Here is a 12700-nt window from a genome sequence, read left to right as displayed (position 1 = left end):
CCCATCGGCACTGTTCTGCCATGCGCCGAATCGCCCTTATCTCCGCCCTGCTCGCCCTTGCCACCACGCCCGCCCTGGCCCAACAGTTTCAGGGCAATTGGTCATGCCGGGACGGCAACGCCAACCGCGCGGGCATTCTGACCATCTATGGCTCGGTCTATGGCTTCGCCTCGACCACCTATGGCGATACCTCCTCGGGCACCGGAACCATCATGGGCTATCAGGACGGCGTGGGCTTCAGCGACGGCCCGCTGCGCGCTGCCCGCAACGTGCAGGCCGGACGCATCATTCCCGACCCCAATTACGGTGTCGCGATACAGCTGGAAACCACCGATGCCATCATCATGCTGTGTACGCCCCGGTAGCGAGCCATGATCTGCATCTCCTTTCGGCGGGAAGACGTCGATCGGAGTTCCCCATGCTGGACAAAAAATAGAGGGGCTTGAATTCCTCCCGCCCTACGCGCATTATTAGAGCGCGGCGCCGGGCCCCTCTGGCGAGGGCACTTATGCTCTCGCGATGTCGGAGCTGCTCCAATTTTCTCATGGAGATGGTCCGGCGATGGAATCGCTTCTTGCCGCCCTATCGGGTGATTTTCTAGGTACCCCCGTCTATTTTTGGATCGCGTTCATCACGATCGTGATCGCTCTATTGGTTTTCGACCTCGGTGTCCTCCACAAGGACGAGCACGAGATCGGCGCCAAGGAGAGCCTGACACTTTACGGCTTCTACGTCGCTATTGCCCTGGCCTTTGGTGGCTGGGTGTGGTGGCAGCGCGGCGCGCAAGCCGGTCTCGAATTCTATACCGGCTATTTGCTCGAACAGAGCCTGGCGATGGACAATATGTTCGTCATCGCCACCATTTTTGGCTTCCTCGCCATTCCCCGCATCTATCAGCACCGCGTGCTGTTCTGGGGCATTCTGGGCGTTATCCTGTTCCGCGCGGTCCTGATCGGCCTCGGCGCAGCGCTGGTCAACGAGTTCAACTGGATATTGTTCGGCTTCGGTGCCTTCCTGGTCTTTACCGGCATCCGCATGTTCGCCCACCAGGACGAAGAACCCAATCTGGAAGAAAACAAGGTCTTCCAGTTCATCTCCAAGCGCTTCCGCGTGACCAAGCAACTGCATGGCCGCAATTTCACGGTCAGGCAGCCCGACCCCAAAACCGGCAAGGTCGTTCTATGGCTGACGCCGCTGGCCGTGGCGCTGATCATGGTGGAAGTGGTTGACCTGGTATTTGCGGTGGATTCTGTGCCCGCCGTCTTCGCGGTGACGCAGGACACGTTCATCGTCTATACGTCCAATATCTTCGCCATTCTCGGCCTGCGTTCGCTCTACTTTGCCTTGGCCGCTGCGATGAACCGCTTCCGCTACCTGCAGGTGTCGTTGGCGATCATTCTGGTGCTGGTGGGTATCAAGATCTTCCTCGTGCCGCTGCACATCCATATCGACACATTGCTCTCGCTGCTTGTGACGATCAGTATCCTGGCGGGCGGGATTATCTTCTCGCTCTACAAGACGCGCAACGAGCCCGATATCTCAGCCGAACAGCAGCCGAAAACCGGCCAGCTCGAACCTTAATGCCACAACGCGCCGGCGGTTGACGCCGGCGCGTCTCTTTGCCTATGATTTGGTCATTCCAAAGATGAGGTCTCGCGCCAAATGATCTGAAATTCGTTCAGGACGCCCAGTCAGTGTCTTCCGCCTGCCCATGCATGCGCAAAGACTATGGATGCCGTTCGGAGCGATCATGATCTTGCGCGTCAGCCAGCCGGCCCAGCCGGGGCCTGAAGCCTCCTTCCCTCCTGACGACACCCACTGCGTCCGCCCAAAACCACGCTTAGCCGCGCGGTAGCGGTTGCTTGTACCGGACCCGCGCATCGACATTTTCAATCCCACTACCGAGCCGGTTGCGCCGGGGTGGGAAAGCGAAAGGCTGTGTCATGCCCAAAAACATGTTCCAACGCCCCGTGCGTGTAACGCCCGCTCATAATGTCCCCCGCCATGGTGCGGCCGTGCCGGGCAAGAAACAGGAGGTGCCCAAGGCGCTGAAGCCGAAGCCGGAGGCACCAGCCACCCTGCCCCCGCTGGCGGCCTTGCTGGCCAAGACCAGGCAATAGCAGCTCCTCCCCAGGCCCGGCGCAAGCGCCGGGCCTTCCCGCAAGCCCAGTCTTGCCTTAATCTCGGTTTAACGAACGAGAAAACGACCACAGGAGCTAAGGCATGGGAGCCATCCAGGAAATCGTGTTCGATTGCGACAAGCCGGCCAAGCTGGCCCAATTCTGGGCAGAAATGCTCGATGGCTATGCTGTTCGCGCTTATGACGAGGCAGAGATCGCCCGGCTGGCGGCACTGGGGTTCACACCCGATACAGACCCCACCGTGATGGTCGACGGTCCCGGTCCCAGCATCTGCTTCCAGAATGTCGAAGGGCGCCGCTACGACAACAATCGCGTCCATTTCGATATCCAGGTGGCCGATCGCAATGGCGAGGTCGAACGGCTCAAGCAAGTAGGCGCCGAAACGGTGCGCGTATTGCCCACCTATACGGTGATGCGCGATCCCGAAGGCAACCAGTTCTGCCTGGTGGACCAGCGCGAGGCGCTGGCCGCATAAACCCTGTACGGCGCACGGCCAAACTGCTGACACGGGCTGGCAGCACGCCGGGATAGGCTGACTTCATCACCTGCACGGAGTTCTGTCATGTCCCTCATCGCCACCTGTCATTGCGGCCAGACGAAAATCGAACTGCCCCATCTGCCCACCACCGCCAAGACCTGCAATTGCAGCTTCTGCGGCCGGACCGGCGCGGTCTGGGGGTATTTCGGCGAAGGCGAGCTCAAAATGCTCTCCACCCAGGACGATAAGATCTATTCGGCCAGCGGCGGCATGAACCAGCACCATTTCTGCGGCAATTGCGGCATGCAGACCTGGGGCGATTCACCCGACTGGGCCTCGATGTACAATAGCGACGGTACGCCCAAGAACGGCGATCCCAACAGCTTCCCCACCACACGCACCTATGCCGTCAATCTACGGCTGGTAGACGGGCTGGACCTGTCGACCATCAAAATCGAGCAGATGAATGGGCGGAATAGCTGGTAGCGCGGGCGAGCGGGCGCCGCGTTGTTCCCCCGCCCGCGGCGTCATTCCCGCGCAGGCGGGAATCCATTCTACGCCCAGCGGGCCCTAGCAAGAGCGGATTCCCGCCTGCGCGCGAATGACGTTGTGGGCAAGGCAAGTGGAGTTGATGCGAGCGGCCCGCCCCCTCAATGCCCCTGAAACGCCATCAGCGTCGACACTTCCACGCCCTCGGCCTCGAGTTTGGCTGCGCCGCCCAGGTCGGGCAGGTCGATGATGAAAGCGGCATTGGCCACCCTGGCCCCGGTGCGCCGCAACAGGCCCACCGCAGCAATGGCCGTGCCGCCCGTGGCGATGAGATCGTCGACCAATAGCACCGTGTCGTTGCTGTCCAGCACATCGGCATGGATTTCGATCGTGTCGACGCCATATTCGAGCGCGTAGTTTTGCCCGATGGTTTCGCCCGGTAGCTTGCCCTTCTTGCGCACGGGAATGAAGCCAACGCCCAGCGCGATCGCCACCCCCGCTCCGAAGATGAAGCCGCGCGCCTCGATACCGGCCACATGGGTCACGCCCAGATGGCGATGCGCCGCGGCCACCTGCTCAATGCTCGCCTTGAAGCCCTCGGGATGCTCGATCAGTGTGGTGATGTCACGAAACAGGATGCCCTTTTTAGGATAGTCCGGAATCGTGCGCACAAGGGCCTTGAGGTCGAGCGTCATCGCTATCCTGCAAATTGAAAATGGTCTGGAAAATCAGGGAGTGCGGCGGCCCACGATGTGCCGCGCGATCACGCCAGCATTATAGGCGGCCGAGCGTGTAATGCCGATAGCGGTTTCGCGTGTCTTGGGATTGCTGACAAGGGCCTGCACCCCGGCGCGCACCACCGGGTGGCGGCTGACAGTGATGGCGGCGCTGACGACGGTCACTGCGATGCGAACTGCGGACATGTCGGCTGCCTCGCGATTGATTTGGCTTGTTCCATCATATTGCGGCCCCGCGTCCAATTGGCAAGAGGCTGAAGCCGATGTGACCGCCGCAAAAAACAAAGGGCCCCAGCTGGGGCCCTTTGCCGGATTTCAGCGAGCCTTAGTGCTCGATACCCTGCCACAGCTTGCGCTTGGTGGCATACATCAAGCCCGCGAAGGCGATGAGGAACAGCAGCACCTTGAAACCAGTTTCCTTGCGGGAAACCAGGCCCGGCTCGGCCAGCCACATCATGAAGGCAGCGACGTCGTGCGAATATTGCTCGACAGTCATCGGCACCGGCTCCTGGCCCTCGGCGGCTTCATAGGCCACCAGATCGTCCTGCAGCGGGGGCCCCATGCCAATGGAGTGGCCGGGGAAATAGTCGTTGTAGAACTTGCCCTCGGGCAGCTCGAACCCTTCAGGCGCTTCATCGTGATAGCCGTTCAGCAGCGCGTGGATATAATCCGGGCCGCCTTCCGAATAGCCGGTGAAGTAATTGGTGATCCACCAGGGGAAGGCATCCTTGACACCACGAGCCTTGGCCAGCACCGAGAAATCGGGGGGCACGGTGCCGCCATTGGCGTCGCGTGCATCCTGATCGGTTGCGAAGGGCGAGGGCCAGCGATCGGCCGCAACGGCGGGACGAACGCCGCCTTCGGCGGTCGGATCGGCCACTTCATATTCGGCCGCGAGCGCCTTGACCTGGCCTTCGGTAAAGCCGGGGCCGCCGTCTTCGCCGAGGTTACGGAACGCCAGCAGCCGGGCGCTGTGACAATTGGCGCAGACTTCGCGGAACACCTGGAAACCGCGCTGTAGCTGGTTTTCGTCATAGGTGCCGAAAATACCGGCAAAGCTCCAGCTCTGCTTTTCGACAGGTGGTGCCGTGCCTTCGGCCGCGATTGCCGGTGCTGCCGCCATGCCGGCGGCAATGGCGATGGCAGCGATGATGGTCTTGATCTTCAACATTGAACCTGCCCCGCCTTTCACGAATGTGCCTTGCCGAGAACGCTCTCGGAAATGCTGGTCGGCAACGGCTTGGCTACCTCGATGCGCGACAGTACGGGCAGGATGACGAAGAAGTGCAGGAAGTAGTAGCCGGTGCAGACCTTGGCCAGCGTGGTGTAGGGCTCGATGGCCTCCTGCGCCCCCAGATAGGCCAGGGCAATGAAGTCCAGCACGAACAGGGCATAGAACCACTTGAACATCGGGCGGAAGCTGCCCGAGCGGACCTTGCCGGTATCCAGCCACGGCACCAGCAGCAGCGCCAGCATAGACAGACCCATGGCGATCACGCCGCCAAGCTGCGAGTTGATGAACAGCACGTTGAAATCAACGGCGCGCAGGATGGTGTAGAAGGGCAGCAGATACCATTCCGGCACGATGTGCGACGGGGTGACCTGCGAGTTAGCCTGGATGTAATTGTCCGGGTGGCCCAGGATGTCGGGGGCGAAGAACACGAACCACGCGAACGGGATCATGAACAGCACCATCGCGAACAGGTCCTTCATCGTATAATACGGATGGAAGGGCACGGTATCGCGCTTGTCCTTGACCTCGACGCCGATCGGGTTGTTGTTGCCCGGCACGTGCAGCGCCCAGATATGCAGCACCACGACCGCCGCGATGATGAACGGCAGCAGGTAATGCAGCGAGAAGAAGCGGTTGAGCGTGGGATTGCCCACGGCAAAACCACCGCGCAGCAGCTGCAGCAGGCTCTCGCCGACCACCGGGATGGCCGAGAAGATATTGGTGATAACCGTGGCGCCCCAGAAGCTCATCTGACCCCAAGGCAGCACATAGCCCATGAAGGCGGTGGCCATGGTCAGGATGAAGATGACGACGCCCAGGATCCACAGGATCTCGCGCGGCGCCTTGTAGGAACCGAAGAACAGGCCACGGAAGATGTGAATATAAAGGGCCGCGAAGAACATCGAAGCGCCCACCGAGTGGACTGCCTGGATGATGCGGCCGCCATTGACGTCACGGCGGATATGCTCAACCGAGTCAAAGGCCAGCGCCACATTGGGCGTATAATGCATCGCAAGAATGATGCCGGTGACGATCTGCACGCCCAGGCACAAAACCAGGATGGCGCCGAAGGTCCACCAGTAGTTGAGGTTCTTCGGCGTGGGGAAATCCATCAGGTGCTCTTTGGCAAACCTGACGACGGGCAGGCGCTCGTCGAGCCACTTCTCGGCGGCGTTCCCCGGAACGTAAGTCGAATGTTCTGACATCGGAAAAGCCCCCACTAACCGATCTGGACCAGCGTATCGCTGATGAATTCATAAGGCGGCACCACCAGATTCTTGGGTGCGGGACCTTTGCGGATACGGCCGGCACTATCGTAGTGCGAACCATGGCAGGGGCAGAACCAGCCATCAAAATCACCCGACTGGCCGATCGGCACACAACCAAGATGGGTGCAATTGGCAATCATGATCAGCCATTGTTCGTGGCCAGGCTTGGTGCGCTGCTCGTCGGTCTCGGGGTCCTTGAGATCAGCCAGCGGAACCGCTTTGGCCTCATCGATCTCGGCCTGGGTGCGGTGCCGCACGAAGACCGGCAGGCCACGCCAGGTGATGGTCACCGACTGGCCTTCAGGAATGTTGGCGAGATTGAACTCGATACTGGCCAGCGCCAGGGTCGACGCATCGGGATTGAGCTGGTTGATGAGCGGCCAGACCACTGCCGCCGCACCCACGGCGCCAACGGCGCCAGTTGCGACATACAGGAAATCCCGCCGCGTCGATGAATGTTCTGCTTGCGTAGCCAAGGTCACGATCCCCGTACAATACACGCCCGACGCGGCCGGTAGCGGCGAGGCTCCTCACGCATAAGCGGAATCAGCCGCCGTCCACCCTCAAGCGGCCCGTCAGTCCGGGGTTCTTTTTGCACTGTCACAGGAACTTGTCCAGTGCGCCCGGCAATGACATGGATCAAGTGCGACACTATTCCCAGGTCGATTGCCGCGAGGGGCCGAAAAGTCCCCGGCCGACAGCCCCGATACCACCCAGTCCGAGGACCACATGGCCGTAGAACTTGCCCTCTATCAGCCCGATATCGCCAACAATACCGGCACGCTGATCCGGCTCGGCGCCTGCCTGGGCACCACCATTCACATCATCCATCCGACCGGTTTCCCCTTCTCGGCCAAATCGCTGGCCCGCGCCGGCCTCGACTATGTGGATCACGCTACGGTGCACGAGCACACCGGCTTTGCCGCCTTCGAGCAATGGCGCCAGGCCGAAAGCCGCCGACTTGTATTGCTCAGCACCAAGGCCACCTTGTCGGCCTATCAGGCACAATACGAGGCCAATGATATCCTCATGGTCGGCCGCGAAAGCGCCGGCGTGCCGGACACAGTGGCCGATATCGCCGACTTGCGGGTCCGCATTCCGATGCGTGACGGTTTGCGCTCGATCAATGTGGCGCTGGCGGCAACGCTTATCCTGGGGGAAGCAAAAAGACAGACCGATGGGTTTACAGGGCTGCAATGACGGTTCATTTCACTTCCACCATGACTCTTCCCGCCGATATCGCCGACAAGAAAACCACAGCAGCCGCCTGGTTCCGCACCCTGCGCGACCGGATTTGTGCCGCTTTCGAGCAGTTGGAGGCCGATGTAGCCGGCCCCAATAGCCACCTGCCCCCGGGGAAATTCGAGCGCACCCCCTGGGATCGCGCCGCCGGCGGGGGCGGGGAAATGTCCATGCTCCATGGCCGCGTCTTCGAGAAGGCGGGCGTCCATATTTCGACCGTTCACGGCGAGTTCTCGGCCGACTTCGCCAAGCAGATGCCGGGTACCGAGGCGGGCGCCCAGTTCTGGAGTTCAGGCATCTCGCTTATCGTGCACCCCTGGAACCCCCATGTTCCGGCCGTGCATATGAACACGCGCATGATCGTCACCGGCAAGCAATGGTTCGGCGGCGGGGCTGATCTCACGCCCGTACTCGATCGCCGCCGCAGCCAGCAAGACCGCGACACGCTGGATTTCCACGCGGCCATGCGCAGCGCCTGTGAGAACCGACCCGGCGTCGATTACCAGCGCTACAAAGACTGGTGCGACGAATATTTCTTCCTGCCACACCGCAATGAGCATCGCGGCGTGGGCGGCATATTCTACGACCACCATAATTCGGGCGATTGGGCCGCCGATTTCGATTTCACCAAGGCAGTCGGGGAAGCATTCTTGGGCATTTACCCCGAACTGGTGCGCCGCAATTACGAAACGGAATGGACCGAGGCCGACCGCAACGAACAACTGATCCGGCGCGGCCGCTATGTGGAATTCAACCTGCTTTACGATCGCGGTACCACATTCGGCCTCAAGACCGGGGGCAATGTGAACTCGATCCTGTCCTCCATGCCGCCTGAAGTGCGCTGGCCGTAAACGAGATGCCATGGGCCTGACCGATATCCATATCGCCGGCTATCGTTCGGTCCGGTCAATCTACTTCCCCGTGCGCCAGCTTTCCGTGCTGGTCGGGGCCAATGGTGTGGGCAAGACCAATCTCTATCGCGGGCTAGAACTGGTCCAATCCGCCGCCACCGGCACGTTGGCGCTCGATATTGCGCGGGATGGCGGGCTGGGCTCGGTGTTCTGGGCTGGCGAACGCAAGGCCGGCGAAGCGCCACGGCTGGTCCTTTCGGTATCGCTGGAGGATGTCGGGAGCGGACCGCACAACTATTCCCTCGAGCTCGGCTTTGCCCCCAGCTACGAAATAGAGATCGGTTTCCGCGTCCCAACCGCCGCGGCCTTCCCGCTCGAAGCCCAGATCAAGGCGGAGCGGCTGACGCTGAAGCAAGGTCCGCGCCCCGTCGTGCTGATGGAGCGCAAGCAAGGCTCGGTCTGGGCGCGCGACAATGAGGGCCGCCGCGTGCTGGCCGATGACAATCTGCTGGCCAGCGAAACAGCACTCTCGGCGCTGCGCGGCTATCCCGAAATCGACGCCGTGCGCGAAACACTCTCCGCCTGGCGCTTCTTTCACAGCTTCCGCACCGATGCGACCTCGCCCATTCGCCGGCCAGGATTGGCAGTCGCGGCACCCTTTCTGGATGCCAATGGATCAAACCTTGCAGCAGTTTTCGCCACTTTGCGCCATATCCGGCAGGACACCGTCGACCTCGACCACGCTATCGAAGACGCCTTTCCCGGTGCGCAGCTCGACGTGCCGGTTCCGGAAGAAAATGCCAGTTTCACCCTGACCTTCCCCGACATGCCCAAGCGCGCCTTCGGGGCGGCCGAACTGTCGGACGGCACACTGCAATTTTTGGCGCTGATGGGCGCGCTATTGTCCTATCGCCTGCCGCCACTGATCGCGCTCAACGAACCCGAATCGAGCCTGCACCCTGAATTGCTGCCTGCGCTTGCGCGCGTGATCGCCAAGGCGGCTGAGCGCAGCCAGGTCTGGGTGGTCACCCATTCCACCGTGCTGTCGGACGCCATCGCCGCCGAAACCGGCATCCTGCCGCGCGAAGTGATCCGCAAAAATGGCGGCACCTGGCTTGAAGGATTGAGCCAGGTCGGGGTTTTTGCCGACGATTGAGAGCGGAACCCCTCGCCTGCCTCGCACGTTCCCTCCCACTGCTCAAACCAAGGGAGATGCAGATGAAACGCTTTGATTCGGGCTCACTGATCCCCGGCTCCACCTGGCATGCCGAGGCCGAGAGCGAAGCCGAGGTGGTTCGCCGCGCGGTCGAAAATCTCAAGACCCTGCACGGCGAAACCGAAGTGCGCCCCGATATGATTGAGCGCATCAAGGAGCGCATCGTCGATATCGACGCGCCCAAGGCGACCAAGCACTAGGAGCCTGATCAGGAAAAGTTGCAGACTTTTCCGGTTCGATCACGCGACAAACAAAAGCTCAACGCCTGACCTGCGCCAGCAGCGCCTCCCGGTCCAGCGCGAAACCGCTATCGATCCAGAGGCGTTCAAGGCGCGCCAGTTCCTGACCCAGGGCCGGTCCCGGTTTCATGCCGAGGCCGGCAAGGTCGTTTCCGGAAATCGGAAATGGCACCAATTGCACCGCCGCCAGCGAACGAGCGGCCTCGGCGAGCCGGTCGGTCTTCCAACCGCCCCGCGCCGCCGCCAATGCCAATCCTTCGACGGCCGCTTCCCCGAAGCGGTAAGCCGCCTCGCCCAGCCGATCTTCTTCCACCGTGTCGGCGGCACCAGCAACGGTCTGCGCCGCCCGCATGACCTCGTTCGAGAGCCGCCACTGCTTCTGGAGGTCATCTGCGTCCCGCCCGCCGATGAACACGGCCAGCCGCGTGGCAGAGGAAAAGCCGCCCAGTTCCTCATAGGCCTTGAGTGTCCTGAGCTGATCTGCATCGACCGCGATCAGACCTATCGCGGCCATGGCGCCAAGCGTTTGCGCGATATCGGGCAACGCGAGCATGCGCAGCATTTCGGCGCCAATGCGTTCGGCCGATAGGTGCCCCAATTGCCCCACCGCGGCGGCACAGGCCGCAAGCCCGTCGGCATCGAGCTTTTCCCCGCCATGGCTCGCCGAAAACCGGAAGAAGCGGTAGACGCGCAAACCATCTTCCGCGATGCGCCCGGCAGCATCGCCGATGAAACGGATACGGCCGTTAAGGGCATCGTTGATGCCGCCCAATGGATCGAACAGGGCGCCATCGGCGCCGCAATAAAGCGCATTGAGCGTGAAATCGCGCCGCGCCGCATCCTCGGCCCAATCGGTGCCGAAGGCGACAATGGCGTGGCGGCCGTCGGTCTCGACATCACGCCGCAGCGTGGTGACCTCGGCCAGTGTCTCGCCCAGTTTCAGCGTCACCGTGCCATGGTCGATTCCGGTGGGATAATGAGCAATGCCATTGGCCTCGGCCCGCGCGATGACCTCCTCGGGGCTCAACTCGGTCGCAAGGTCAATGTCTGGATTGTCCCGCTCGCGGTCCAACAGGGTATCGCGCACCACGCCGCCAACTGCCCGCGTGCGGCCTTTGTCGCCATCAAGCGCAGCGAAAATCGCCTGCGTTTCCGGGCGCACCAGCCATTCGGCCCGCGCCAGCCGCTCCTCCGGGCTCACGGCACAGCCTCGCCCAGCGCCAGATCACGAAACTGGCGGGTCAAATTGGCCGTAATGCCCCAGATGACATGCCCGTCATGGTCGATCTGCCAGGTGCTGTGCTCCTTGCCATTCCGCTTGATACGGAACCGGCCATAGCTCTCGGGATCAAGAATCCGCTGCAGCGGCACTTCGAACACCGAATGCACTTCGCCGGGATTGGGAACAAAGGGCCCGCTGGGCTCGACTTCGGCCACGACCGGCGTGATCAGATAGTTCGTGCCGGTGAAATAGGTCGGCATGAAGCCCAGAATACGGGCATCCCTGCGCCGCATCCCGACTTCTTCATAGGCCTCGCGCAGTGCCGCGGCGGCGGCATCGCTATCGGCCGCGTCTACCTTGCCGCCGGGAAAGGCCACCTGGCCGGAATGCGCCCGCAGGTCGGGCGAACGCTCGGTATAGAGTACGGTATGCCCCTCGGGCCGCCGAATCAGGGCGATCAACACCGCTGCAGGCACTGGCGGACGATCGAAGCTACGCTCGGGCAACCAGTCCGGCACCAGTTGATCGGGCGCCGGCAAGGCAGGCGGATCAGCCAGCAGCCGCGCGGCAAGATCATCGATGACGGAAGCGTCCAGCGACAAGAGGCACCAGGAAATCAAATCGGAAGCAGGAGCTTAAGCGAGCATGCCCGCCCCTGCATCCCTTTTATCGCGCTAGGCGTCTTTGCGCCGCCAGGCCGCAATCGACCCGGTCAGCGTCGTCGCCAAAGACTTGTCCTCGGAATAGAGCAGCACGCGGGTCGGATCGACCGGCCCTGGGAACTTTATGGCACCCAGCGTGGTCGGCTCCCAGCCGAGCGGGCAATAATAGTCGCGGTCACCCACCAGCATGACGAATTGGCCATCGCCCCGCGCCAAGGCGCGCTTGGTCACTTCGCGGGCCAGGAGCTTGCCGGCGCCAAGCTTACGGAAATTGGGATGGGTCGCCAGCGGTCCGAGCATCCAGCCATTGATGCCGCCAATGCTGATCGGGGTCATCCAGACCGAACCGCATGCAGTGCCGTCCACCTCGGCGACGAGGCTCAGGCTCCTGTCGATCGGGAACCGCTCGCGGATGCGGAAGGCCGTGCGGGCAAACCGGCCCGGGCCAAAGGCAATAGCCTGCAATTCCTCGATGAACGCATCATCGGCATCGGTTGCATAACGAACACTGGGGACCCGAACGGGCGAAGCGGAGACAGCAGCGGCCGCAGCCGAAGGCGCAGAATGAAGGCTCATGACAAGATCCAAGATCCAGAGGATGGAACGCGTAGGACAAATCCGGCGCCCCAAGGGCACCGCTTCAAGGACCGCTTACGGTCGTCGTGTCACCAGCAAAACCTTTGCCATCCTGGGCGCCTCCACGCCTGAAAATCGCATTAGCACCAAGGGGGCCTCGCGTAAACAGAAAGGTATTGTGGCGCCGAAGAATTTCAAGACCTTCGGCCGGCTCTGTGTTCAATATGCACAACGGTTCGTCGCGCCATTGCGTTCTTATCCTTTGCGTCGCCAGGCGCTATCTGCATGGCAAAGCATTCGACACGCGGATTTAGACCGCGCAAACGAGACGACAACATGACGGAA

General features: G+C 61.9%; 18 protein-coding genes. 10 read left to right on the top strand and 8 right to left on the bottom strand.

What is annotated here, in order from left to right:
* The first annotated feature begins 20 nt into the window (after positions 1–20).
* From QQL79_RS02220 to QQL79_RS02200, 5 genes are all read left to right on the top strand, one after another.
* Positions 21–365, top strand: a complete 345-nt coding sequence (locus QQL79_RS02220; RefSeq protein WP_284387493.1) for a hypothetical protein — start codon at positions 21–23, stop codon at positions 363–365.
* A 196-nt stretch (positions 366–561) separates the two neighbouring features.
* Positions 562–1581 carry a TerC family protein gene (locus QQL79_RS02215; protein WP_284387492.1) on the top strand — a complete coding sequence of 340 codons (1020 nt, stop codon included), beginning with the start codon at positions 562–564 and terminating at the stop codon, positions 1579–1581.
* A 362-nt stretch (positions 1582–1943) separates the two neighbouring features.
* Positions 1944–2120 carry a hypothetical protein gene (locus tag QQL79_RS02210; protein ID WP_284387491.1) on the top strand — a complete coding sequence of 59 codons (177 nt, stop codon included), beginning with the start codon at positions 1944–1946 and terminating at the stop codon, positions 2118–2120.
* A gap of 103 nt (positions 2121–2223) precedes the next feature.
* Positions 2224–2616: a VOC family protein gene (locus tag QQL79_RS02205; protein WP_284387489.1), complete on the top strand. Its 393-nt coding sequence runs from the start codon at positions 2224–2226 to the stop codon at positions 2614–2616.
* An 87-nt stretch (positions 2617–2703) separates the two neighbouring features.
* Complete coding sequence (locus QQL79_RS02200; RefSeq protein ID WP_284387487.1) at positions 2704–3105, top strand: GFA family protein; 402 nt, start codon at positions 2704–2706, stop codon at positions 3103–3105.
* Between the two features lie 164 nt (positions 3106–3269).
* Here QQL79_RS02200 and QQL79_RS02195 read toward each other — a convergent pair whose 3' ends face one another.
* From QQL79_RS02195 to petA, 5 genes are all read right to left on the bottom strand, one after another.
* Entirely contained in the window at positions 3270–3803 is a 534-nt protein-coding gene (locus tag QQL79_RS02195; protein WP_284387485.1) for an adenine phosphoribosyltransferase, read from the bottom strand.
* A gap of 33 nt (positions 3804–3836) precedes the next feature.
* The gene (locus tag QQL79_RS02190; protein WP_284387483.1) at positions 3837–4031 is read right to left on the bottom strand and encodes a hypothetical protein; all 195 of its coding nucleotides are present in this window, start codon (positions 4029–4031) and stop codon (positions 3837–3839) included.
* A 139-nt stretch (positions 4032–4170) separates the two neighbouring features.
* Positions 4171–5016, bottom strand: a complete 846-nt coding sequence (locus QQL79_RS02185) for a cytochrome c1 (RefSeq protein ID WP_284387482.1) — start codon at positions 5014–5016, stop codon at positions 4171–4173.
* A gap of 17 nt (positions 5017–5033) precedes the next feature.
* Positions 5034–6284, bottom strand: coding sequence for a cytochrome b (locus QQL79_RS02180; RefSeq protein WP_284387478.1), 1251 nt, complete (start codon positions 6282–6284; stop codon positions 5034–5036).
* A gap of 14 nt (positions 6285–6298) precedes the next feature.
* Entirely contained in the window at positions 6299–6829 is a 531-nt protein-coding gene (gene petA / locus QQL79_RS02175; RefSeq protein WP_370461168.1) for a ubiquinol-cytochrome c reductase iron-sulfur subunit, read from the bottom strand.
* Between the two features lie 247 nt (positions 6830–7076).
* On the opposite strand from petA, the gene QQL79_RS02170 reads away from it, so the two are divergent.
* The 4 genes from QQL79_RS02170 to QQL79_RS02155 all read left to right on the top strand — a co-directional run bounded on the left by QQL79_RS02170 (position 7077) and on the right by QQL79_RS02155 (position 9856).
* Positions 7077–7547: a tRNA (cytidine(34)-2'-O)-methyltransferase gene (locus QQL79_RS02170; RefSeq protein ID WP_284387474.1), complete on the top strand. Its 471-nt coding sequence runs from the start codon at positions 7077–7079 to the stop codon at positions 7545–7547.
* Positions 7544–8440, top strand: coding sequence for an oxygen-dependent coproporphyrinogen oxidase (hemF, locus tag QQL79_RS02165; protein WP_284387472.1), 897 nt, complete (start codon positions 7544–7546; stop codon positions 8438–8440). Before QQL79_RS02170 ends, hemF begins: the two co-directional genes overlap by 4 nt.
* 10 nt (positions 8441–8450) lie before the next feature.
* Entirely contained in the window at positions 8451–9596 is a 1146-nt protein-coding gene (locus QQL79_RS02160; RefSeq protein WP_284387470.1) for an AAA family ATPase, read from the top strand.
* Positions 9597–9658: 62 nt separating this feature from the next.
* On the top strand, positions 9659–9856 hold the full coding sequence (locus QQL79_RS02155) for a DUF1059 domain-containing protein (protein ID WP_284387468.1): 198 nt from the start codon (positions 9659–9661) through the stop codon (positions 9854–9856).
* Between the two features lie 58 nt (positions 9857–9914).
* On the opposite strand, the gene QQL79_RS02150 is transcribed toward QQL79_RS02155, so the two are convergent.
* From QQL79_RS02150 to QQL79_RS02140, 3 genes are all read right to left on the bottom strand, one after another.
* Positions 9915–11096 (bottom strand): CCA tRNA nucleotidyltransferase, encoded by a 1182-nt coding sequence (locus QQL79_RS02150; RefSeq protein ID WP_284387466.1) that lies wholly within the window; start codon positions 11094–11096, stop codon positions 9915–9917.
* Positions 11093–11719 carry a CoA pyrophosphatase gene (locus QQL79_RS02145; protein ID WP_284387465.1) on the bottom strand — a complete coding sequence of 209 codons (627 nt, stop codon included), beginning with the start codon at positions 11717–11719 and terminating at the stop codon, positions 11093–11095. The genes QQL79_RS02150 and QQL79_RS02145 overlap by 4 nt, the downstream gene beginning before the upstream one ends.
* A gap of 72 nt (positions 11720–11791) precedes the next feature.
* Positions 11792–12355 (bottom strand): GNAT family N-acetyltransferase, encoded by a 564-nt coding sequence (locus tag QQL79_RS02140; protein WP_284387463.1) that lies wholly within the window; start codon positions 12353–12355, stop codon positions 11792–11794.
* On the opposite strand from QQL79_RS02140, the gene QQL79_RS02135 reads away from it, so the two are divergent.
* Positions 12354–12695, top strand: a complete 342-nt coding sequence (locus QQL79_RS02135) for a hypothetical protein (RefSeq protein ID WP_284387461.1) — start codon at positions 12354–12356, stop codon at positions 12693–12695. The genes QQL79_RS02140 and QQL79_RS02135 overlap by 2 nt on opposite strands.
* Positions 12696–12700: the final 5 nt, after the last annotated feature.

It is taken from the genome of Devosia yakushimensis (genome assembly GCF_030159855.1).
Classification (GTDB): domain Bacteria; phylum Pseudomonadota; class Alphaproteobacteria; order Rhizobiales; family Devosiaceae; genus Devosia; species Devosia yakushimensis.
Note: the sequence above shows the minus strand (reverse complement) of the source record. Positions and strands in the feature narration are given on the sequence as shown.

Excerpts from the sequence above, each read along its gene's own strand:
- QQL79_RS02220 (WP_284387493.1), top strand. The coding sequence starts at position 21 with ATGCGCCGAATCGCCCTTATCTCCGCCCTGCTCGCCCTTGCCACCACG.
- QQL79_RS02215 (WP_284387492.1), top strand. The coding sequence starts at position 562 with ATGGAATCGCTTCTTGCCGCCCTATCGGGTGATTTTCTAGGTACCCCC.
- QQL79_RS02210 (WP_284387491.1), top strand. The coding sequence starts at position 1,944 with ATGCCCAAAAACATGTTCCAACGCCCCGTGCGTGTAACGCCCGCTCAT.
- QQL79_RS02205 (WP_284387489.1), top strand. The coding sequence starts at position 2,224 with ATGGGAGCCATCCAGGAAATCGTGTTCGATTGCGACAAGCCGGCCAAG.
- QQL79_RS02200 (WP_284387487.1), top strand. The coding sequence starts at position 2,704 with ATGTCCCTCATCGCCACCTGTCATTGCGGCCAGACGAAAATCGAACTG.
- QQL79_RS02195 (WP_284387485.1), bottom strand. The coding sequence starts at position 3,803 with ATGACGCTCGACCTCAAGGCCCTTGTGCGCACGATTCCGGACTATCCT.
- QQL79_RS02190 (WP_284387483.1), bottom strand. The coding sequence starts at position 4,031 with ATGTCCGCAGTTCGCATCGCAGTGACCGTCGTCAGCGCCGCCATCACT.
- QQL79_RS02185 (WP_284387482.1), bottom strand. The coding sequence starts at position 5,016 with ATGTTGAAGATCAAGACCATCATCGCTGCCATCGCCATTGCCGCCGGC.
- QQL79_RS02180 (WP_284387478.1), bottom strand. The coding sequence starts at position 6,284 with ATGTCAGAACATTCGACTTACGTTCCGGGGAACGCCGCCGAGAAGTGG.
- QQL79_RS02170 (WP_284387474.1), top strand. The coding sequence starts at position 7,077 with ATGGCCGTAGAACTTGCCCTCTATCAGCCCGATATCGCCAACAATACC.
- hemF (WP_284387472.1), top strand. The coding sequence starts at position 7,544 with ATGACGGTTCATTTCACTTCCACCATGACTCTTCCCGCCGATATCGCC.
- QQL79_RS02160 (WP_284387470.1), top strand. The coding sequence starts at position 8,451 with ATGGGCCTGACCGATATCCATATCGCCGGCTATCGTTCGGTCCGGTCA.
- QQL79_RS02155 (WP_284387468.1), top strand. The coding sequence starts at position 9,659 with ATGAAACGCTTTGATTCGGGCTCACTGATCCCCGGCTCCACCTGGCAT.
- QQL79_RS02135 (WP_284387461.1), top strand. The coding sequence starts at position 12,354 with ATGACAAGATCCAAGATCCAGAGGATGGAACGCGTAGGACAAATCCGG.
- QQL79_RS02140 (WP_284387463.1), bottom strand. The coding sequence starts at position 12,355 with ATGAGCCTTCATTCTGCGCCTTCGGCTGCGGCCGCTGCTGTCTCCGCT.